The 23,164-nt window shown below is 46.0% G+C and carries 17 protein-coding genes; 6 read left to right on the top strand and 11 right to left on the bottom strand.

The window, feature by feature from the left end; translation table 11 throughout:
* Positions 1-317 precede the first annotated feature (317 nt).
* The 6 genes from KJB05_RS03660 (at position 318) to KJB05_RS03685 (ending at position 6,389) form a co-directional block, all read left to right on the top strand.
* Positions 318-686, top strand: coding sequence for a YacL family protein (locus tag KJB05_RS03660; RefSeq protein ID WP_005439396.1), 369 nt, complete (start codon positions 318-320; stop codon positions 684-686).
* Between the two features lie 188 nt (positions 687-874).
* Positions 875-1,213, top strand: coding sequence for a P-II family nitrogen regulator (locus tag KJB05_RS03665; RefSeq protein WP_005439398.1), 339 nt, complete (start codon positions 875-877; stop codon positions 1,211-1,213).
* A 25-nt stretch (positions 1,214-1,238) separates the two neighbouring features.
* Positions 1,239-2,468 (top strand): ammonium transporter, encoded by a 1,230-nt coding sequence (locus tag KJB05_RS03670; RefSeq protein WP_005439399.1) that lies wholly within the window; start codon positions 1,239-1,241, stop codon positions 2,466-2,468.
* Positions 2,469-2,619: 151 nt separating this feature from the next.
* Positions 2,620-3,633 (top strand): Fe(3+) ABC transporter substrate-binding protein, encoded by a 1,014-nt coding sequence (locus KJB05_RS03675; protein WP_208445175.1) that lies wholly within the window; start codon positions 2,620-2,622, stop codon positions 3,631-3,633.
* A gap of 99 nt (positions 3,634-3,732) precedes the next feature.
* Positions 3,733-5,358: an iron ABC transporter permease gene (locus tag KJB05_RS03680; RefSeq protein ID WP_208445176.1), complete on the top strand. Its 1,626-nt coding sequence runs from the start codon at positions 3,733-3,735 to the stop codon at positions 5,356-5,358.
* Positions 5,358-6,389, top strand: coding sequence for an ABC transporter ATP-binding protein (locus tag KJB05_RS03685; protein ID WP_009707545.1), 1,032 nt, complete (start codon positions 5,358-5,360; stop codon positions 6,387-6,389). The genes KJB05_RS03680 and KJB05_RS03685 overlap by 1 nt, the downstream gene beginning before the upstream one ends.
* A gap of 94 nt (positions 6,390-6,483) precedes the next feature.
* On the opposite strand, the gene KJB05_RS03690 is transcribed toward KJB05_RS03685, so the two are convergent.
* The 11 genes from KJB05_RS03690 to KJB05_RS03740 all read right to left on the bottom strand — a co-directional run bounded on the left by KJB05_RS03690 (position 6,484) and on the right by KJB05_RS03740 (position 23,091).
* Entirely contained in the window at positions 6,484-7,896 is a 1,413-nt protein-coding gene (locus KJB05_RS03690) for a phosphoglucomutase/phosphomannomutase family protein (protein WP_208445177.1), read from the bottom strand.
* A 124-nt stretch (positions 7,897-8,020) separates the two neighbouring features.
* Positions 8,021-10,429 carry a N,N'-diacetylchitobiose phosphorylase gene (locus KJB05_RS03695; RefSeq protein WP_208445178.1) on the bottom strand — a complete coding sequence of 803 codons (2,409 nt, stop codon included), beginning with the start codon at positions 10,427-10,429 and terminating at the stop codon, positions 8,021-8,023.
* An 86-nt stretch (positions 10,430-10,515) separates the two neighbouring features.
* On the bottom strand, positions 10,516-12,435 hold the full coding sequence (locus tag KJB05_RS03700; protein WP_020196587.1) for a family 20 glycosylhydrolase: 1,920 nt from the start codon (positions 12,433-12,435) through the stop codon (positions 10,516-10,518).
* 8 nt (positions 12,436-12,443) lie between these two features.
* Positions 12,444-13,334, bottom strand: coding sequence for an N-acetylglucosamine kinase (locus tag KJB05_RS03705; RefSeq protein ID WP_208445179.1), 891 nt, complete (start codon positions 13,332-13,334; stop codon positions 12,444-12,446).
* 2 nt (positions 13,335-13,336) lie between these two features.
* Positions 13,337-15,076, bottom strand: a complete 1,740-nt coding sequence (locus KJB05_RS03710; RefSeq protein ID WP_208445180.1) for a glycoside hydrolase family 9 protein — start codon at positions 15,074-15,076, stop codon at positions 13,337-13,339.
* Positions 15,077-15,147: 71 nt separating this feature from the next.
* Positions 15,148-16,143 carry an ABC transporter ATP-binding protein gene (locus KJB05_RS03715; protein ID WP_005439409.1) on the bottom strand — a complete coding sequence of 332 codons (996 nt, stop codon included), beginning with the start codon at positions 16,141-16,143 and terminating at the stop codon, positions 15,148-15,150.
* A gap of 48 nt (positions 16,144-16,191) precedes the next feature.
* A complete protein-coding gene (locus KJB05_RS03720; protein WP_005439411.1) occupies positions 16,192-17,175 on the bottom strand; it encodes an ABC transporter ATP-binding protein in 984 nt (327 codons plus the stop codon).
* A gap of 2 nt (positions 17,176-17,177) precedes the next feature.
* Positions 17,178-18,203, bottom strand: coding sequence for an ABC transporter permease (locus KJB05_RS03725; protein ID WP_005439412.1), 1,026 nt, complete (start codon positions 18,201-18,203; stop codon positions 17,178-17,180).
* A gap of 2 nt (positions 18,204-18,205) precedes the next feature.
* A complete protein-coding gene (locus tag KJB05_RS03730) occupies positions 18,206-19,192 on the bottom strand; it encodes an ABC transporter permease (protein ID WP_208445181.1) in 987 nt (328 codons plus the stop codon).
* 170 nt (positions 19,193-19,362) lie between these two features.
* A complete protein-coding gene (locus KJB05_RS03735) occupies positions 19,363-21,045 on the bottom strand; it encodes an ABC transporter substrate-binding protein (protein ID WP_020196582.1) in 1,683 nt (560 codons plus the stop codon).
* A 1,032-nt stretch (positions 21,046-22,077) separates the two neighbouring features.
* Positions 22,078-23,091, bottom strand: coding sequence for an IS110 family transposase (locus KJB05_RS03740; protein WP_213053086.1), 1,014 nt, complete (start codon positions 23,089-23,091; stop codon positions 22,078-22,080).
* Positions 23,092-23,164: the final 73 nt, after the last annotated feature.

Below are 23,164 nucleotides of genomic sequence, written 5' to 3' on the forward strand. Positions count from 1 at the left end.
ACCTTTTGGTGGGCGCTTTTTTCTTTGCAGAACGCTGCGAGATATTAGAACTACGTCATTTCCTAGATTGGCAGATGAGGGAGTCGAAATCTCTTTTAGACAAAGTCTTGAGAGATCCCCAACTCGCTCGTGCCTCGCTCTTGAGGATGACGATTAAACAGCTAAGAGTAAAAACGATGTCATTCCCGAAAGCGACGAAGGAGTGGAGTCGGGAATCTCTTTTAAACAAGCCATCGAGAGAGCTCTCGTCTCCCGCTTCTCCCATCTCAAATCTCCCTGTATACTCCGCACCAAATTGATACGAAAAGGCGATCACGATGGAATTTGAATTCATCCGCAACACATTGATGGGCGAATACTATGTTAAATGCAGCATGGGGCATGAGATTGTGGGTCGTTGGTTGCAAGAAGAAATAGGCAAAGACCCAGCAAAAATTGCTCAGGTAGAAGCTTTAATTGATCAGGCATTTTCTTCGCCATCTCAAGAGCATAGGTTAACTGGTGCAGAGATCAGTTTGATGATCCACGGTGATGAGGTGCTAGTGCAAGAAAACGCACTTGGTCATGAGTATGAAGTGGAAATGGAAAGCGAGTTTGATTTCTACGATGCAGAGAGTACAGCCAGCTGTGGTATAGAAGACTTTTGTGCCTTGATAGAGCAATGGAAAGACTTTTTGAACATTTAATGCACAGTTTTGGGTAGTTAGACTTGAATTGCCTTATATTTGTGAAAAGGGCGCACCGATATGGTGCGCCCTTTTTGTTTATAAGTTTGTTAATTTTACTAATTCTATATAAATCAATGAGATAAAAAGTTGGCACGCCGCTTGGATTAATAAAACTGTTTCAGGATGAAAGCTGCGGAGAAGATTCAATGAAAATCATTAATGCCATTATAAAACCTTTTAAGTTAGACGATGTTCGCGAAGCATTGGCTGATGTTGGTATTGAAGGGATGACAGTATCAGAGGTTAAGGGTTTTGGTCGTCAGAAAGGCCACACGGAGCTATACCGTGGCGCTGAGTATCAAGTCGACTTTCTACCAAAAGTAAAACTAGAAATCGCAACCCACGCAGACAATGTGGAACGTGTGGTAGAAGCCATCACAAAAGCGGCGCAGACCGGAAAGATTGGTGACGGCAAAATTTTTGTTTACGACCTGAACCAAGCGGTGCGTATCCGTACTGGTGAAATGGACGCAGAAGCACTTTAAGAATTCAAGGGATTGGAGAATTATCATGGAATTAACAACAACAGTAACTGAATTACGTTACGCACTCGACACCTTTTTCTTCCTCATTTCCGGTGCGTTGGTAATGTGGATGGCAGCAGGCTTTGCCATGCTAGAAGCGGGCTTAGTTCGCTCTAAAAACACAACAGAAATTCTAACTAAAAACATCTGTCTTTACGCGATCGCTTGTACCATGTTCCTATTGGTTGGCTACAACATTATGTATGTCGATAACGGTGAAGGCGGTTGGTTACCATCATTTGGTGCACTAATTGGCACACAAGGTGAAGGTGCAGACCACTCTCTAGAGTCGGACTTCTTCTTCCAAGTAGTATTTGTAGCAACAGCAATGTCAGTGGTTTCTGGCGCGGTTGCAGAGCGTATGAAGCTTTGGTCTTTTCTAATCTTCTCAGCGGTACTGACGGCATTTATCTATCCAATGGAAGGTTACTGGACTTGGGGTGGTGGTTTCCTATCAGAGGCTGGCTTTAGTGACTTTGCGGGCTCAGGTATCGTACACATGGCCGGTGCTTCAGCAGCATTAGCAGGCGTACTATTACTGGGTGCACGTAAAGGTAAATACGGTAAAAACGGCGAAATCTACCCAATCCCTGGTTCAAACATGCCTCTCGCTACATTGGGTACGTTCATCCTTTGGTTCGGTTGGTTCGGTTTCAACGGCGGCTCTCAACTTATGGTTTCGGATTTTGAGAACGCGACTGCAGTTGGTCAAATTTTCCTAAACACAAACGCTGCAGCTGCAGCAGGTGCAATTGCCGCACTATTTGTATGTAAGACAACTTGGGGTAAAGCAGACCTGACTATGATTCTTAACGGTGCGTTAGCTGGTCTTGTTGCTATCACGGCTGACCCTCTATCTCCATCACCGCTTTATGCTGTGGCGATTGGTGCGGTATCAGGTGCGCTAGTAGTATTCAGCATCATTGGTTTAGATAAGATTAAGATTGATGATCCAGTAGGTGCTATCTCAGTTCACGGTGTGTGTGGTTTCTTCGGCCTAATGGTTGTGCCACTGAGCAACGGTGATGCAACGTTTGGTGCACAGCTTCTAGGTGCGGCAGTTATTTTTGCTTGGGTATTTGGTGCAAGCCTAGTGGTATGGGCAATCCTGAAAGCGACAATCGGTATCCGCGTATCGGAAGACGAAGAGCTAGAAGGTATGGATATGCACGACTGTGGTGTTGGTGCTTACCCAGAATTCGTGACTGTGAAATAACACTCACAATGTAATAAATAGTTACAAACTTAACATTAAAAAACCTGCTCCAATGAGCAGGTTTTTTTATTGATTAATTGTTTTCTTATTGAACATGCATATAATAACGCAACTGATAAACGTTATCATTAGCATGGTAAAGGATTAAACAATGAAAAAACTGCTAACTCTTTCAGCGATTACTTGCGCTACTCTGGCTCCAACGGCAATGGCTGCTGAAGAAGTGAACGTCTACTCTTACCGTCAACCTTTTCTAGTTGAGCCTATGTTCAACGAGTTCACTAAAGAAACTGGCATTAAAGTAAACGTTAAGTTTGCGAAAAAAGGTCTAGCAGAGAAGTTGGCTCAAGAAGGCGAATACAGCCCAGCTGACGTAATCCTTACTACAGATATCAGCCGTCTAGCGGAACTGACTAACAAAGGTCTAGTTCAGAAGGTAGACAGCAAAATCATCGAAGAAAACGTACCAGCACAGTACCAAGACAAAGAAAACGAGTGGTTTGCTCTGACTCTACGTACTCGTAACGTTTACTCTTCACGTGACCGTGTTGGCAAACTAGGTAACGACTTCAACTACGCGGACCTTGCAAAGCCTGAGTTCAAAGGCAAAATCTGTACTCGTAGCGGTAAGCACCCGTACAACGTATCTCTAGTATCTTCTATGATCGCTCACCACGGTGAAACTGAGACAAAAGAATGGCTAGAAGGCGTAAAAGCGAATCTAGCTCGTAAGCCTCAAGGTAACGATCGTGCTCAAGTTAAAGCAATCAAAGAAGGTCTATGTGACGTTTCTCTAGGTAACAGCTACTACCTAGGTAAGATGGTTAACGACAAAGAGCAAAAAGCTTGGGCTGATGCGGTATACATCAACTTCCCTAACCAAGAGACAACAGGTACGCACGTAAACATCTCTGGTATGGCGATGGCGAAGTTCTCTCCAAACAAAGACAACGCTGTGAAGCTAATGGAATTCCTAACGGGTGACAAAGCGCAGCAAATGTACGCAGAAGTAAACTACGAGTACCCAGTAAAAGAAGGCGTTAAGCGTTCTGAACTTGTGGAATCTTGGGGTGACTTCAAAGCAGATACGATTTCTCTAGACGACATTGCTTCTCACCACGAAGCGGCAATTAAGCTACTAGATGAAGTGAAATTTGACCTTTAATTCCATGTGGGGGTATAACTATACCCCCATTTGATTAAAGGATATGAGATGTATTTGCAGCCGCATTTGTGTTTCATACAGCCTTGCAGTATTTAGGCAATGAAGAATAAACATTCTCTATGGAAAACCAGTAGTGGGGCGATCACCCTGTTACTGGTTTTGCCGATCTTAGCGATCTTCTATACCGCCATTGGCGAGACGGATGACCTGTTTACACACTTGATGTCGACGGTCATGCCTACCTACATCTATAACACCGTAGTTCTGACTGCTGGTGTGATGCTCCTTTCTTTGATTCTCGGTATTCCAAGTGCTTGGTTTATGGCGATGTGTAAATTGCCAACTGAGAAATGGCTACAGTGGGCATTAGTTCTGCCCCTCGCGATGCCGGGTTATATCATTGGTTACATTTTTACGGATTGGTTTGATTTTGCTGGGCCGATTCAAATCTTCTTGCGTGATATAACCGGATGGGGACCGGGCGAATATTGGTTTCCTGATATCCGTACTTTGAGTGGTGCAACTTTCGTTCTTTCTCTTGTCCTGTACCCATATGTTTACTTGCTTTGTCGAGCGGCATTTATGGAGCAGAACGTTTCTTTGCTACAAAGTGCACGCTTATTGAAGTGTTCTCCTTGGGAAAGCTTTTGGCGTATCTCTTTACCGCTTGTAAGACCCTCTATCGCTGTTGGTTTGTCTCTGGTTGCAATGGAAACGATCGGTGACTTCGGAACCGTCAGCTATTTTGCTGTGAACACGCTTACGACTGCGGTTTACGATACTTGGCTTGGGTATTCGAACCTCAATGCAGCCGCGAAAATATCAGCCATGATGTTGATGATAGTTGTGTTGCTACTGAGTGCAGAGCGCTACAGCCGCCGCAAACAAAAGCTGTTTCAAAGCCAGTTTAATAGCCATGAAGATTTCCGTTATGAGCTACGAGGCTGGCGAAAGTGGGGCGCACTGATTTGGTGTTGGGGTCTCGTTGCAGTAGCCTTTATTTTCCCATTGCTACAGTTAATTGATTACGCCATTACTTACTTTGCACAAAGCTGGACTCCGGAATTTCGTGAATATGCATGGAACAGTTTGGTGGTGTCAGTCGTTGCTGCCATCATAGGTGTTGCGATTGCATTGACTGTGAACTTCAGTCAACGCGTAAACGGCGGCCGCTCTAGCTTAGCGTTTATGCGTCTGTCTTCGATGGGCTATGCGGTTCCAGGCACTGTACTTGCGATTGGTGTAATGGTGGCAGTGTTGTTTATGGATCACCGTGTTAACGATATTGCTAAAGCGATGGAATGGGGAAGGCCTGGGCTTATTTTCTCTGGCTCTATGTTTGCGCTGATTTTCGCGATGGTGGTGCGTTTCTCCGCTGTTGCAATTGGTAGTGTGGAAAGTAACCTAAACAAGATCTCACCATCGTTGGATATGGCTTCCCGAACCATGGGGTGCACGCCAAATACCATGCTGTGGCGAGTGCATTTCCCTTTAGTTAAGCGTGGCGCGCTGATTGCTGGTCTTTTGGTGTTTATTGAGTCGATGAAAGAGCTCAATGCTGCACTACTATTGCGACCATTTAACTTTGAAACCTTGGCGACGTATGTGTACAACTTCGCTTCGGATGAGCATTTAGAGCTTGCCGCACTTCCGGCAGTATTACTGGTTCTCGTTGGGTTGATCCCGCTTGTTGTTGTTAACCGTTCACTGGAGCAAAGTCACTGATGAGCTGCGCATTATCGATTAAAAACCTAACTTGTCAGTATGACGATCAGACTGTTCTTGAATCTCTTTCTCTGGAAGTTGAACAAGGACAGATTGTCTGTCTACTCGGTGCAAGTGGCTGTGGTAAGACGACACTTTTGAAAGCCATTGCTGGGCTGCTTCCTCTGAGTTCCGGTCAAATGAGCTTGAACTGCCTGACTATTGATGACGGTAAAAACTGGTTACCACCAGAGCAGCGCAATATTGGTATGATTTTCCAAGATTACGCTTTGTTCCCACACCTAACAGTCGCTGAGAACATTGCTTTTGGCTTAAAGAACGAATCGGCGCAGCAAAAGCTGATTAAAGTCGAAGAGATGCTCGGCTTGGTTCACCTTAAAGGTTACGGCGACCGTTATCCTCACCAACTCTCTGGTGGTCAACAGCAGCGCGTGGCGATTGCCCGTTCACTGGCTTACAAACCGGATCTTCTGTTGTTGGATGAACCATTTTCCAATATCGACACTCAAGTTCGTCATGAACTGATCCGTGAAATTCGTAAGATCTTTAAAGAGCAAGGCGTAACCGCGATTTTCGTTACTCATAGTCGTGAAGAAGCGTTTGCTTTTGCCGATAAAATGGCAGTCATGAATCATGGTGTAATCGAACAATACGGAACAGCCTCAGAGCTTTATTACCAGCCTTCGAGCAAGTTTGTTGCTGACTTCTTAGGTGGAGGTAGCTACCTTGCGGCGAAGCGAATTTCCGACAATGAATACGAAACCCACCTTGGTGTAGTAGAAGCGAATGCTCAGCAGGAAATTCAACGCGATAGTGAGTGTGCATTACTGCTTCGCCCTCAACATGTACAAATTAAGGTTGATGATGAGAGTGCAGTAAAAGTGCTTGAACAACACTTTATGGGGGATCATTGTCGTTACGTGATTGATGTCAATGGTGACCGACTGTTAGCGACGTCAACTCAAGCATTGAATGTGGGTGATAGTGTGGCTGTAGAAGTTGAAACTCAAGGCGTATTAGCTTTCGCCTAGTTTATGAAGGCCAGATAGAAAAAGGCCCGGCGGTGATGCCGGGCAAGTGTTCTTCACCTATAGGTTATGTGCTCGAAGCGGGCACAAGGTTCAGTTATAAAGACAAGAAGTCCTTAAACTGTTGAAGAACACGTTCCGCAGTGTCCCTATCTTGCATCTCTGCAAAAATTCGTAGCAATGGCTCGGTGCCAGAGAAGCGAGCGATGATCCAACCGCCGTTCTTGAAGTAGACTTTCGCACCATCTTCATAGCTGACTTTTTCGATTTCAAACTCAAACTCAGGCAACTGCTTTTCAACATAAATCTTGTTGAACAGTACGTCTTTTTGCGCCGGTTTGAACTTGCAATCGCCTTCTGCCATGTAGGCATAACCGTACTTACCGTAGATTTCATCCAACAACTCAGACAGCTTCTTGCCGGTTACTGAAATCATTTCTACCAACAGGCTTGATGCGAATACGCCGTCTTTGCCTTTGATATGACCACGAATAGTCAGACCGCCAGAGCTTTCACCGCCAATCAGTGAATCGTCAGCTTCCATTTGAGAACTGATGTGCTTAAAGCCTACAGGAACCTCAAAGCATTTTTCGCCATGATCTTCTGCGACTTTATCCAACAGGTGCGTGGTTGCGATGTTACGTACCACTGAGCCTGTCCAGCCTTTGTATTCAAGTAGGTAGTAGTAAAGCAGTAGTAGTACTTCATTTGGATGAATGAAGTTACCTTTCTCGTCGATAATACCAAGGCGGTCTGCGTCACCATCGGTACCGATACCAATGTCATAGCCTTCTTGTTCCACAAGGTGCATCAAGCGGTAAAGCGTTGCTGCACTTGGTGATGGCATCAAGCCGCCGAAGTCTGGGTTTTTACCATCGTTGATGACGTCGACTTCACAGCGACCGTTGATCAATACGGTCTGTAGCGCGTTTTTCGCAACACCAAACATTGGATCGATCAACACGCGTAGATTCGCCTTCTTGATCGCTTCGATGTCGATAAAGTCGATGATTGAGTCTACGAATTCGTTCATCGGGTTGATTATTTCAATCAGCTTATCTTCAACCGCTTGTTCAAAATCGACGCTTTTAACATCTTTCGCAGTTAGTGTAGCGATTTGCGATTCGATCTTTTCAGTGATGATTTCATCTGCGTCACGACCGCCTTCAATGAAGACTTTAATGCCATTGTAATCGGCAGGGTTGTGCGATGCGGTAATACATGCAGAGTACGCGCAGCCCATTTCCTTCGCTTTAAACATTACGATAGGCGTTGGGACAAATTTGTCGATAAAGCTCACCACAATGCCGTTTGCTGCTAGAACTTCAGCGAACCAACGACCGGCTTTATCGGAAAGAAAACGACGGTCATAGCCAATCACAAAGCCGCGATCAGCAACCGATTCATTATTCGTGATGTTTGCAACTGCTTGAGCGACCAAACGTACATTATCTTTAGTGAACTCCTCACCGATAAATGCACGCCAACCGCCTGTACCAAATTTGATCATGATTCGATCCTCGATAAGAGCGGCATCCCACCGCCTCTTAAATCTTTGCTAGCGAACCGATGCACTCATCAAACTCAGTGCATCGGATAAATCAAAAGGGGAGAAGCTCTCCCCTAAAAGATGATTAACCTAGAGTAACGATAACTTCGTTTACTGAACCTTCCGCTTGAACTGGTACAGATGCACCATTTACAGCTTCACCGTTCACGGTAATCGACTTAACGCCTTTGCTTACTGAGTCTGGGTTAACGACTTTGATGTTGTACGTTGCTCCTAGCCATTGGCGAGTCACTTCGAAACCTGGCCAGTTTGTTGGGATACATGGATCGATAGTCAGACCATCGAAGCCTGTACGCACACCAAGGATAAAGTTGGTAACAGCGAAGTAAGCCCAGCCAGATGTACCTGTTAACCATGGGTGGTTTGCACGACCGTGGTCTTGGTGGTCACGACCCATAATGAACTGAACGTATGAGTATGGTTCTGCAATACGTTTTTCGATAATGTCGTTCTGGTTGTATGGGTTTAGTGCATCGTAGAACTTCATTGCACGATCACCACGACCCAGTTTCGCTTCAGCTACCCAAGCCCATGGGTTTGGATGCGAGAAGATGGCACCGTTCTCTTTTACGCCTTGGTAAACGCGAGTTACGAAGCCGATATCATCATTCGGTGTTGCAAAAGATGGTGAGTTTAGGTGAAGGCCGTATTCGGAGAACAGGTTCTCATCGACTGCGTCCATCGCTTTTTCGCCGCGCTCTTGAGATACAGCACCAGAAAGTACTGCAAGCGTGTTTGACTCTAGGTGCACTCGGCCTTCCGCTTGTTGCGCTGTACCGATCTTGTCGCCATTCTTCGTCAGACCACGGATGTACCAGCCGCCTTCGTCGTCCCAAAGATGTGTTTCACACGCTTCACGAACGTTTGCTGCCATTTCCGTGTATTTCTCTACGTCGGCTTCTTTACCTAGGTATTTCGCTAGGTCGATGAACTCTTGCAGTGCCCAGAAGTGTAGGAACGACACCATTGAAGATTCGCCGCCACCTAGGTTCAGACAGTCGTTCCAGTCTGCACGCAGGCCTTTACAGATACCGGTTTGACCGACGTATTCAGCCGAGAAGTCTAGCGCTACTTTCATGTGGTCATAAACGGTTGCATCGCCACCGTCAGCGTAAGGGATCACTTCATCAAAGAAGCTGTGCTCACCCGTTTCCATCACGTACTTACAGATGGTTGGAACTAGCCATAGGTGATCATCAGAACATGTGTCTTCGATGCCGTGAATCTTATCTTCATCAGAAGGTGTTGGAACTACGGTTGGAGATTTAGATGGTTTAACATCAGCTTTCTCTGGATCGAACCAATCTGGATCGAATAGGTGTAGACCGTAACCCGCTTTCACTTGGCCGCGCAGTAGGTCAACGATACGTTTGCGCGTCATTGCTGGGTTAGCATGAGGAACTGAGATTGCATCTTGCGCTGTATCGCGGTAACCAAGACCAGTACGACCACCCACCTCGATAAATGAAGCAAAACGAGACCACACCACACAAGTTTCTGCTTGGTATAGTGTCCAAGCGTTGATCATGGTATCTAGACCTTCGTTTGGTGATTTCACTTGGAACTTGCCACAGCGCTCATCCCAGTGTGCTTTGATACCCGCAAATGCGTTGTCGACTTCTGCAAGGTCCTGGTATTTAGTACGTAGACGCTCACCGTTGCCTTTACCGATACCTAGAATATAAGCAAAGCGAACTTCTTCACCCGGTTGGATAGTGAATTGCTTGTGCAGAGAGCCACAGTGGTTGTAACACGTTTGTGCTGTGTTGAAACACTTACCTTGTTCTACCGCTAGCGGGTTTGCTTCGTCACGGTATAGGCCAAGGAAACTGTCACGTTGACCGTCGTATGAATCTGGGTCAAATGTTGAAGCTAGGTAGTAGAAACCTTCGAAATCGTTGGTGTTGTAGTACAGGTCGTACTCAATCACACCTTCATTGTAAGCCGTACCTGCTGAGTACAGAGACATCTGATGGTTTTGGTTATCAGATTGAATGTGGCTGAATGAGAATTCAACAAATGAGAATGCGCTGATCGTACGTGGTTTGTCTGAGGTGTTTTTAATCACTACATCCCAGATTTCAGCGTCTTCGCCTTTTGGCACGAACAGAGTTTTCGTTGCGGTAATACCGCTGTATTCACACTTGAACTTTGAGTAAGACAAGCCGTGACGAACTTCGTAGTTTGCTTCGTCTAGGCTTTTCGCAACAGGTTGCCAAGAGATTGACCAGTAGTCACCTGTCTCATCATCACGTAGGTAAACGTAGTGTCCTGGGCGATCGAATGTCGCATTTGGACGGAATTTAGTAACACGGTTGTATTCTGGAGAGTTGTAGAACGAGTAGCCACCCGCGTTGTGCGAGATAACCGTACAGAACTTCTCAGTACCTAGGTAGTTTGTCCATGGTGCTGGTACGTCAGGGCGAGTGATGACGTATTCGCGATTCTCGTTATCGAAATAGCCGTATTTCATTTGTGTATTTCCTTTTTACTAAGCTGCGCCTGCAGCCAAAAATTTAAAAACTGTTTAAGCGTGATGCGTTGGCATCTAGCTTGGTATTACTTCCACGGTTTACGGTAATTCACTCCCTGCAAGTCGAGCAGAGGAAGGTGACCTTTCAAACGTGATAAATAGTCGGTCCAATCGCGGTGTTGTTTTTCAGTCCAACATGCTTCTGCCATGGCAGTCAGGCGAGGGAAAATCATGTAGTCCATGCGCGATGGGTTGTTGATGATTTCGCACCATAGAGCGGTTTGAATGCCCCAAATGCGTTTTCTGATTGGGTCGTCAGCAGGGACTTCTGCTAACGGCTCGTAGTTGTAAGCCTTCTCTAATGGCAGTGGATTTGCCCAGTCCACGCCCGGTTCTTCAGGTGCGTAGTCTTGGGTCATATCTAGGTAAGTGGTTTGTGCAGGTTGCAGCACCACATCAAAGCCTTGGCGAGCACAGTTCAATGCCGCTTCTTCGCTTAGCCATGAGTAGATCACCGTATCTTTGCTGACTTTGTTGCCGTGTTGCGCTTCTTCCCAACCCAGCATACGTTTACCCAGTTTGCGAAGTTTGTCTTCTGCATGGCGAAGGAAATGACCTTGTAGTTCCTTGTAATCTGTGTAACCCAACTTCTCCATAAACGCTTGGCAAGCAGGACTTTTCGACCAGACGCCATTAGGCACTTCGTCAGCACCAATGTGAACATAAGGAGCAGGGAAGAGAGCCGCGATTTCCTCAAGCACTTTGTCGATAAACTCGTAACTACCCGGCAGAGCAGGGTTGATGACGTTGTCGTTGTAGTGCTGAATGCTGCGATATTCCGTCGTATCCTCTGCTTCAACCAATAGGTGTGGCAGAGCCTTAATCGCGGCACGACAATGACCAGGTACATCAATTTCAGGAATGATTGTGATGCCACGTTGCGCTGCAAATTCGATAACGTCTTTGATTTCTTCTTGCGTGTAGAAGCCGCCGTAGCGTTGAGACAAATGGGTGTATTGCGGCTCGATGGTTTCATCAATACCGCGCCACGCACCAATATCGGTAAGCTGAGGAAGAGATTTGATCTCGACACGCCAGCCTTCATCGTCGGTGAGGTGCCAATGGAACGTGTTGAACTTGTAGTGTGCCAATAAGTTGATCAGGCGTTTTACTTGCTCTACCGAATGGAAATGGCGAGCGCAGTCCAGCATCATGCCGCGGTATCGAAAACGAGGGCTGTCTTTGATAGAGCAGCACACCACTTCCATAGTGTTGGTATTCTCGTCTCGTTTTAGTAGTTGCAATAAGGTCGCACAAGCATGGGTAAAGCCAGACGAAGACCCTGCCTCAATCTTGATCGACTCTTCTGACACTTTTAACTTGTAAGCGCCTTCATCTAGCGTTGGGTTACTTTTGAACAGGATTTTTCCGCTGTTGGATGAAGAAAGCTCAAACTGATGAATACGCTGGAGTTCTTCCAGTAACCACGTTTTTGCTGAGTTGGCTAAGTCAGTATAAATTGCCACGCCAGCTTGCTCGTCAAACGTGAACGAGTGGTCGCTGACCTCAATATGATTAGGTTTTGGCAGCAACGGCTGTGCATGGGTTAAGCTTGCAGGAATCTCACTGCGTTCACGGTAAGGTGACGCTAAAACGATAGGAGTCACATCCACTTGTGCGCGCTGTGGGTTTCCATCAACGACAAAGTCGATCATCGCTTCGTTAAAGCCATCCGAGTAATAACGGAATGGGTTTGAACCAATACTGAATTCACAGTAATAGTGATGGTTGGCAGCCAGTACCATACCTTCCGGTTTTAGTGTGCAAAAGCTACCAATTTGAGTCAGTTGACCATTTGAAACGCTGTCTGGAAGAATGTAACGATCGAAAGCGAAAGTTAAGCTCCAGCTGTTTAGGTCTTGGTCGCTCAAATTGTGAAAGGTGAGTCCAAAGCGGCAGTTTTGTTTTTGCTCAGAAAGGACCACTAGATCAACACGATATTCCATGTTCACTCCTACTCAACACTCACGGCGTAAAGGTTATGCTCTGGTTTGCCAGCAAACATAATGGCTCCTTCAATCGCATCAAACTGAGGTTCAACCACCCACTGTTGAACTGGTGGAGACAACCAGTTCAGAATTCGCTCTGCGATACTGCCCATTAGGCAGATACGAGTAGCCCCACGCTTATTCAGCGCGACTAAGAACATTTCTATATCGGCTGCGGTTTGCTTAAGCATTTCAATCGCCAGTACATCCCCTTGTTCCGCATGTTGGAAAATAGCAGGAGAAAATTGACCGTAATCGCGAGGCAAAGCCTGTTTAGACCATGCCACTACGTTGTCGATGTCATTTTCAAAATGATTCATGACGTGCGCGGCAAGAGGTGTTTTTTCACGGATGCCATCTTCTGCTAGCAAGACTTGTTGGATCAGACGCAACCCCATGACTGCGCCGCCACCTTGATCGGAGATTGGGAACTCACGACCACCAACGACATGTTGCTCGAGACCTTTGAGGAAAATGCCGCATGAGCCGGTTCCTGCAATCATGATTGCGCCATCTTCACCGTTATGCGCACCAATACATGCTCCGTAAGCATCGGTATTGAGTGTCATACTGGCAAATGGGTGCTCTAAAGCCATGAATGCTTGCCAAGAGGTTTTATGTTCAGCGCCCGCAAGTGCTAAGCCAACGTGCATAGAAGCAAAGTCTTGTTGAGAGAGACCGCCTTGTTGTGCCGCTGAAGCGATGGATTCAAGAATCGACGCCATCGCGATTTCTGCACCTAACATAATGTTAGCGCTGCCGCTTTTAGCTTCTCCAACGAAGTTGCCTTGCGCGTCTTTGATACGGGCGCGACAGGAAGTGCCACCGCCATCAATACCTACAAAATACATCCCCATGTTTATTGCTCCTTGAAGGCTTGAGAGTTCGCTAAAGTCGAGATGTGCTGAGCCTGACTCATTACTGCGAGTAGGTACCACGCACCATGCGGGATCCATTGTTCTCCCCAGCGCCAGTTTTGAAGCATATCGTCTTTCTGTGCTGGTGGATTAAATGCAATGTCTTCCTCATCTTCGAAACCGCCGGTGATGCCGTTACACACGCCACCTTTTGCATTGAAGAAACCATATTGAGGAAGGTAGTCCGGATTGTTGCGACCATGACCGTCCAACATACACATGTCGTACGGGTTCAGACCCACAATCCAGTTGATAGAATCTTGTGCGAGTTTAGAAAGTTGCTGCTTTAGAATTTCTGACTCGATAAATGGCTGCGCCAAATACGCCATGGTTGCCAGTGAACCTAAGCGAGCATTTTCACCTTGCCACCAGTAACCCGATTCATTGTTGTGTGCCACAAAGAACGCATCACGTTTCGCTTCATCTACACCTTTTACATATTGGCGTGGGTAACCAAATGGATTCTTCACTCTATTGGTGATAGAGACTTCAAACTCACAGGCTTGAGTGATGATTTGTTTTGCTACTGAAGCGCGCTCAGAGTCGTCTTCAATCGCCAAGTATTCGCACAGCGCGATAACAGGAAGTCCAGCTTCTGCCGCATGGAAATAAGGGCGGCTGCCATCTTGATTGGCTGCCCAGAAATGTTGAATGTGCTCATCAGTCATTTGACGAGCAGAAAGGCGGTTTGCCCACACGCGGCTTTCTTCTAGGTAGCGGGTTTCTTTGGTGGTCTTAAATAGCTCAACGGCTGCAAGTAATGCACAGTATTCATCGATGATGTTCTCTTCACCATTGTTTAGGTATTGGGTGTTGTGCTCTTTTAAGTGCCAGTAGCCGTTTTCTGCTGCATTACGGTATTTTTGTTGGTGGAATTCACCATGAACCTCTAGACGTGCTGCTGAAGCTAATGCTGCAATGCTAATGCCAGCTCCTTGTCGGTAACCGGCTTGGTAGTCATCAAACTTATGACCAAGTTGGGTTTCGTAGGCGCAGATTTCACGTTGAGCTGTGTCTTTACTCCACTTGTCGAACACGGTCATGTAGAAGAAGCCTTTTTCGTTTTGCATTCGAACAAGGAAGTCTGCACCGAACAGGGCTTCTTCAATAAGGCGAGTAGCAGTGAATTTAGCCAGTTTGTCGTTGCCGTCTAGCAGGGACAAACCTTTCAACATGTTCCACACCACCATAGGGGTCTGCTGTGGGTTTAGGTAGTTTGCGTACGACAAATGGCTCAGATATTTGCTGACATCGCCTGAAGCGTCATACCAACCGCCATGAACATCGGCGGTTTCGTCGGAATTTAGCAGCGGAGCCTGACGATCTTGTTGATCGAAAATACCTCCGCAACGCTGAGATTTAAAATAATGGATCACATCTGAAAGCGTGCGATCGAAAAGAATGTGTTCGCCGATCTCAAAGTGAGATGAACGTAAATGGTCGAAACGAAGGTAATAGTTACCTGGAGTGTTAAATGAAGAAAAGTCGATAAGGTAGAAATGACCTTGATGCCAGTTCGCTACTTTGCCTTGCTTTTCTACCGTCAAGGTTGCAACGGTTTGATGGCTATCAGCACAAACCAACAAAGCCGTATAAGAAGACAGACGTGGTCGGCTCGTCTGGATGATCGCTTTCTTAGGGCCCAGACGCTCGTAACCAATGTGGTTAGTCAGTAGCAGCATTCAATCTCTCCGGGAAACAATAAAATCTAAAGGGAAAAAGGGGTCAGATTGATACCTGACCCTCGTTATGATTAATCTTCGAATAAGTAACAACGAACAAAGTGGTTATCAGACAGTTGCGTCACACCAGGCAGTCGCTCGCGACATTTTTCTGTGGCATGAACACAGCGTCCTGCAAATGGACAACCGACTGATTCAGGCGTCCAAAGTGGGATCTCACCTTTGTTGCCTTTCAACTTCTCGTGAATTGACTTTGATGGATCTGGCACGGCTGAAACCAGTAGTTGCGTATATGGGTGTTGAGGATCGTGAATGATTTCCTCTGTGTCACCCCACTCAACCATGTGGCCCACGTACATAACCGCAAGATCTTCAGCGATGTAACGCGCTGTCGCGATGTCGTGAGTGATGTAAAGAAGAGACATTTGTTTCTCAAACTTCATCTCTTCCATCAGGTTAAGAACACCAGCACGGATCGATACGTCAAGCATTGATGTTGGTTCGTCAGCCAGTACCACTTCTGCACCAACTGCAATGTTACGAGCCAAGTTCACGCGCTGACGTTGACCACCAGAAAGTTGGTGCGGGAACTTTTGCGCCGTTTCTTTTGGTGGAATCAGGCCAACTTGTTCTAGTAGGTCGTACACGCGCTCTTCCAACTCTTTTTTGTTGCCCGGTGATACCTTCTTGTGGATCAGCAGTGGGCGAGCAATATGGTGGAATATGTTGTGTGTTGGGTTTAGCGAGCCAAACGGGTCTTGCCATACCATTTGCACGCCTTCACGGTAAGTCATCAAATCGTGACGAGAGGTGATGTCTTGAATATCACGACCCTTGTACTCGATGATGCCATCGGTTGGTGCGTACATTTTCGCAATCATTTTTGCGGTAGTAGATTTACCTGAGCCAGACTCACCTACTACGGATAAACCGCGGCTTTTGTACATTTTGAAAGATACGTCGTTGATAGCACGCATCTTAGATTGTTTGATTGAGTTACTGTTTAAAGGGAAGTCCTTAACGACATTTTTACCTTCAACCAGCAATTCGCCGAATTGTTTGCTCATAATTCTCTCCAGTGTAATTTTCTTCTTAGCTAGCGTTATTTTTTGTTGTTAAACCTTAGCTTGAGCAATCGTGTCGCCATACAAGTGGCAGTTTGAGAGACGACCAGGTTCAATTTGACGCAGCTGAGTTGGTACTCGCGTACAAGCTTCATGGACACGGTCACAACGAGCTTGGAATCGACAACCTTGAGGAACTTCTAATAGGTTCAAAGGGTTGCCTGGAATACCAGTCAATTTGGTCTTAGGACCAGTTAGTGGAGGGAAAGAGCTACCCAAACCTTTTGTGTAAGGGTGGTAAGGACTTTCCAGAATTTGTTTAGAAGGGGCTACTTCAATCAGTTCACCCGAGTACATGATGCCGATGCGGTCAGAGAACTCGACCATCAACGACAAGTCATGAGTGATGAACAGAATCGAGAAGCCAAATTCTTCTTTAAGTGCATAGATTTTTTGCAGAATCTCACGTTGAACTACCACGTCTAGTGCCGTTGTAGGTTCATCCATGATGATCATTTTCGGGTTCAGAGCCAAAGCGATAGCAATAACCAGACGCTGACGCATACCGCCAGAGAATTGGTGTGGGTAATCGCTTAGTCGGCTAGGGTGGATATCAACGATTTCCAATAGACCTTCTGCTCGAACTTTGGCTTGAGCGCGAGTCATGTTGGTGTGACGCATGATTACGTCACAGAACTGCTCTTCCATCGTTAGTACTGGGTTCAAAGCGTTCATCGCACTTTGGAATACCATCGACATTTCGCTCCAGCGGAACGACTGCATACGCTCATCGCTGTATTGAAGGATATCTTCGCCATTGAAGATAACCTCACCACCAGTGATAAACGCTGGCGGCTTATGAAGGCGCATTAGCGAGAATGCAACAGTTGATTTACCACAGCCAGATTCACCTGCTAGGCCAAATACTTCGCCTGGCGCAATGTCGAAGCTGACGTTGTTACAGGCGCGGACATCGCCCGCATCTGTAATGTAGTCTACGCATAGGTTACGGATAGAAATTAGTGGTGCAGTCATGATTATTTATCTCCGCTCCATAGTGCATTTTGTGGTGCCAATTCTGGCTCACGCTCTTTCTTGTCTTGTGCTGCCATTTTCTTCCAGCGCTTCATGCCTTTGTGAGAACGAAGCTGCGGGTTAGCAATTTCATCGACTGCGAAGTTCAGTAGAGCAAGGCCTGTCACCAATAGAGTTAGTGCAATACAAGGTGCTAGAACTTCCCACCATGCGCCGATAAGCATCGCGGATGAAGTCTGTACGTTGTACAGCATGATGCCCCAACTGATGGTGTTTGCATCGCCTAGTCCTAGGAACGAAATTACTGCTTCCGTGTTGATTGCTAGCATTACCGAACCGATGAAGCTTGCACCAACGATTGGGATTAGGTTTGGCAAAATCTCAACGAAGATGATGCGAATTGGTGACTCACCCAGTACTTCTGCGGCTTTAACGAATTCTTTTTCTCGTAGTGCCATGGTTTGAGCTCGCACAACACGTGCACCCCAAGCCCAGGAAGTACCGGCGATAATCAAGGCAATGGTGAGCGGCCCTGCCTCCCCGATAAATGCAGCGAGTACGAACAGGAGTGGTAACTGTGGAATAACCAGCATGATGTTCATTGCAGCACTCAGTACGTCATCGACACGGCCGCCGAAGTAACCTGCTGAGATACCAATAACCGTTGCTAGAAAACACACGATAACACCCGCACCAAAACCCACACCTAGAGATACTCGAGCGCCATAAGCAACTTGAGACCAGATGTCACGACCCATACGAGACGTGCCTAGTACGTGGTCCGCTTTTTTCGACATAAGCAGCGTACGACGGTCATCTGCTAGGTTTTTAGCAACCCAGCCATCAGGGTTGTTTTGTGCTTGTTTTACAACAAAGCCAGGGTACTCATGTGGGTTACCAGTGCGCTTATCTGGCGCATGCTGAGTAATCAACGGAGCGGCAACGGCGACAAAGATGAATAATGAGATAATCGCCAAACCAACACGCGCGAACGCGTTACCTAAAATCAGTTTAAATAGTTCTTTCATGATTATTTGCCTCCCTTACGTAGGCGAGGGTCTAGAATCATGTACAGCATGTCAGCCATTAGGTTGAAGCAGAGCATGAACATCGTCATGATGATTAGCTGACCTTGAAGTACTTGGTAGTCACGTGCGTGAATTGCGTTTAGAAGAACCGTACCTAGACCTGGGTAGTTGAAGATCATCTCGATGATTAGCTGACCACCGATTGCCATACCTAGAGACATAGAAAGTGCGGTTACACTTGGTAGTAGTGCGTTACGAGCTGCGTAGTTGAATACAACTCGGTTTTCGCTCAGACCCTTACCTTTTGCCATTGTGATGTAATCTTCAGCAAGAAGGTTGATCATGTTGTTACGCATGTTTACTAGGAAGCCACCAATCTGAACAATCGTCGCACAGAACAATGGAAGAACAGCGTGGTAACCCACGTCTTTTAGGAACTCCCAGCTTGTCCAATCTGGCACAGTACCCGGGGTGTAGGCGTAGCCTGATGGGAACCACTTAAGACCGATGGCAAAGATGAACAGCGCTAGCATCGCGATAACCATTTGTGGAATCGCTTGAATGATCAGTGTGCCCGGTGTTACGAATGCATCGTATCGGCTACCACGTTTCCAAGCTGCGAAGATACCTAGTACAGAAGCAATCGAGAACGATAGTACAACTGCAGTACCTGCTAGGAACAATGACCAACCGAATGCGCCACCTAGTAGAGAGTTAACTGAAAGCGGGTAGAACTGGATAGAAGTACCTAGCTCCCAGCTTAGAATGTTTTTGATGTACGACAGGTACTGAATGTAGATTGGACCATCTACGAAACCCAGCAGTTCTTTCATTGCTGCGATTCGCTCTGGCGTTACCTGTACTGATGCGTTAGCAAACATCATGGTAACTGGGTCACCAGGCATTGCTCGCGGAATAATGAAGTTTAACGTCGCTGCAACCAAGAGCGCGACAAGATAGAACGACAAACGTCTTAAAAAATAACCCATAACTCACACCTTACTCACCCAGATTTTTTCCCTGTTTCTGGTTTCAGGTCGCTCCTAGCGAAATTTAGAGCGAAAAATCCCCTGACGACGAGCGCCATATGTTGGTTTAGTAACAAGGGGATTTTTATAGGCGGCACACGGGATGTGTGCCGCTAGAAATGAACTTCTACTTATTTAACTGGTTTTAGGTCCAGTACGTGAAGTAGACGCTCTGGGATACCAGCCCAAATGTTTGGACGGCCCTTAGGATTTTCTTCGTTCCACCAACCAGTGAAGCGAGTTGTGTTGTATTGGTACATGTAAGCACCAGACATCACAGGGATAGTCACTTGGTCTTGAGCGATGATTTGCTGAATACCGTGAGCGATTTCTAGCTGCTCTTGCTTGTCAGCTGTCTTGTAGAAGCTGTTTAGAAGACCATCTAGCTTGTCGTTCTTGTAGAAGTGCATCGCGAAGCGAGGCATACCGTCACCAGATTGTAGTGCTGAGTTGTAAGCACTGTTCCAGTAAGTGTATGGGTCTGCACCGTGGAAGTAGTTGGTGTACGCAACGTCGTAAGTACCTTCAAGCATTGCTTGGTTGTACACAGAGAAGTCTGGTGTACGAGCACGTGCTTTGATGCCTACTTCTGCAAGTTGCTCAACAGCAAGCTGTACAGTGTTGTTGAAGTCAGTCCAACCGTTTGGCGATTGAATTAGAAGCTCGAAAGACTTACCAGATGGCGTGTCAACGAAACCGTCTTTGTTTACGTCTTTAAAGCCCGCTTTCGCTAGAAGTTTCTTAGCGCCTTCAGCGTTGTAAGAGTTGTAACCCTTGAACTTGTCGTGAGTCTTCTCGTCAGACCAAGCTTCGAATGCGTAGCCAAGACCAGATGCGAAGTCGTTCACTGTACCGCCGCCGTAGAATGCAATATCAATGATAGTTTGACGGTCAAGAGCCATAGAGAATGCGCGACGGAAGTCAACGTTAGTTAGTGCTTCGTTTTTCGCTGCATCTGGGTTCTTGAAGTTTACTACGAACGCTTGAGTACCTGCTGGCGGGTACCAGTAGTGGTGTTTAGGGCTCGCTGCTGCGTAAGTGCGGTCGATGTCTGGAACGAATGAAGAAGTCCAGTCCATTTCGCCGTTAACAATCTTACCTAGGAACTGGTCATTGTTCGCGATTTGAGGAACACGCAGACAGTCAACGTCTAGGTTCGCTGCATCCCAGTAGTTCGGGTTTTCACACTGGATGTACAGTTGAGGAGTGAAAGTGTCGATCACTGTGAATGGGCCAGAACCTACTGGATTTTCGTTAGTGAATGTTGATGGATCTTTCACTTTGCTCCATACGTGCTTAGGTACAACTGGTACTTTAGCAATTTCGTAAGGAACGTTTGAGTTTGCTTCGCTTAGACGGAACTTAACTTGGTAATCGTTAACTTTCTCTACGCCAGTTACCCAAGAGTTGATACCAGATTGGTCTAGCTCTGGCTTCTCTTTAACTAGGTTGAAAGAGTAAACAACGTCATCAGCGGTAAACGCTTCGCCGTCAGACCATTTTACGCCTTTACGAATATCGAAAGTTACGCTCATTAGGTCGTCAGACATTTGGAAGTTTTCTGCTAGACGGAATACTGGCGTGTTGCCGTGCATTTCGTTGAAAACAACTAATGGCTCGTAGATAAAGTCAGTAGTTGTGTGCAGGTTTGTTGCACCCAAGAAAGGGTTAAAGTTACGAACAAAAGTTGTAAACTCTTTAGGGTGGATAGTCAGTTCACTGCGCTCAGCGGCTGTAGCTACTGATGCAAAACCTGTAGTAGCCGTTGCAATAATTGCTGTTGCTAGTGCTGTTTTTTTAATATTGGCAAGCATAGCTGTTCCTTACTATTTGCTTTCATTTCACTAATGGAATTGAATGTCATCAATTGATAAACACTCTCCAAGGCCCACCTCTTCGCTCCACATTAAATTTGTTTCGCTCTAAGAGTGGCCTGTAGGCCTTAGGCAGGAGTAAGAAAACACCTTATCCACAAAATAATCAAACTCGATTCCCGTTAAAAACGTTAAAAACCGTACCAACTCCGTCATAAACGTCATTTTGTTCGTTTTTAAGCCTGGTAAGGCTAAAAATTAAACGTTGATATACGTCGCAGTTTATATCCACTTAAACTTTGTGTGTTAGTGTTTGCTTACTCTTGATCCCTTTTAAATTAATGTCTTTGTGGGCTTGTGATGCTTTGGCGATCTGGCTCACACACGATTTTTTGTTAATTAACTAGGTGAAATTTAATCTGCCGTTCTGTTGTGATTGACTTCGCAATCTCCATCAAATGTTGGCCTAATTTCCCTTGCTGAGTAAAAAATAGAGGTTTTTAACAGCAAAATTTGGCTGCTGATTATGCTTTTTTTATGAGGGAAAGGAAGTGTTTTTAGAGGACTTTAGGGTAATAAATTCCGTTTGTAATTATCCAGAAAGTAGCCGCTCAAATTCGTACGTAGAGGGTGTCTAGAATGGCTTTTTTGATAGCTTGCTTCCAACTCTACATGAACTGAAAAAAGATGAGCTAAGTGGGATATGGAGAGTAACTGAGTAGATATAGATTAGAGCTTGAGTGGTCGTCTTGCTATCTAAGTCATAAAGCGTGAGTTTTGGTAGAACATATAAAAAATGTATGGTCCGCCCCGTTATTGCAACTACAATTTAGTAATAACGGAGTTGGTTTGCGCTAATGTATTCGGAGTCCACGTTGGGAACATTAACTTCCCGCTCCACGATGATATCCGCGCCAGATTATCCTTAAAAGCCCCAAAGCAACTAGGTGCTATTTTTTGTATCAGGTTACTAATCTGGCCGATCGACCGTTTTTGTCATCACGTTCATTGGCGTTGCAAACTTGGTTATGGCTATACAGCCTTAAAAGCTTGGCGGTGGTACAACACCGCCCAAGCTATTCTTGCTAGCTTATTGGCAAGTGCGACTACCACTACATTAAACGGCTTTGTTGCTCGTAAATTGACTAACCAATCTCCAAACACTTTTCCTGTTGTTTCTATCCTAGATAGCACGGACCTCGCTCCATGTATAAATAGAGCGCGAAGGTGTTTGTTCCCTCGTTTACTCATGCCTAATAGCTTTGATTTGCCACCCGTTGAATACTGCCTTGGAACGAGTCCTAGCCATGCAGCCATCTCGCGACCTCCACCAAAGTTTGAAGGAGAACTGATATTAGCCACACACAGCGTTGCTGTTAAATCACCAATACCAGGAATACTCTTCAAAAGCTCGGCATTTTCATTATTTTCAGTAATTGCTTTCAGTTTTCTATCTTGAGTAGATACTTGCTCATTTAGGTATTTATAGTGCTCATGAATCGAGAGCAACTCAGCGACCAGACTCGGTGGTAGTTTTATATCTTGCTCGGCCAACCACTGAAATAGCGCTTTCATCTTGGCATGGCCTTTAGGAAAACTCAGCCCAAACTCAAGTAGTATTGCTCCAATTCGGCTCATACAAGCCGTTCGTTCTTTGATATAACCATCCCTCACTCGATGGATAGCTGCGATTACCTGAGCTTCCTCTGACTTGGCAGAGACAAATCTCATGCTTGGTCGACTCGCTGCTTCTGCTATCGCAGCTGCATCAATAAAGTCGTTCTTGTTACCTTTGACGTAAGGTTTTACATATTGAGGCGGGATAAGTCGAACTCGATGCCCATAGGCTTCACACTTTCTCGCAAGCCAGTGAGCACCACCACAGGCTTCAAAAGCGATGATGGTAGGTTCAAGTACAGATAAGAAACGAAGTAGTTGGATTCGACTAAACTTACGGCGAATAACGTCTTTGCCAGTGTGATTGTTACCAACCGCATGAAAGCAGTGCTTGCCTAAATCGATACCTAAGATGTGAATGGTAGACATATGGTTCACCTCGTTCTGAGAGCCTACTCTAAGCGTAGGGCTTGAGAGTGAGGCGGACCATATAATTAGCCCC

The sequence above is a fragment of the Vibrio sp. B1ASS3 genome (assembly GCF_905175355.1).
Classification (GTDB): Bacteria; Pseudomonadota; Gammaproteobacteria; order Enterobacterales; family Vibrionaceae; genus Vibrio; species Vibrio owensii.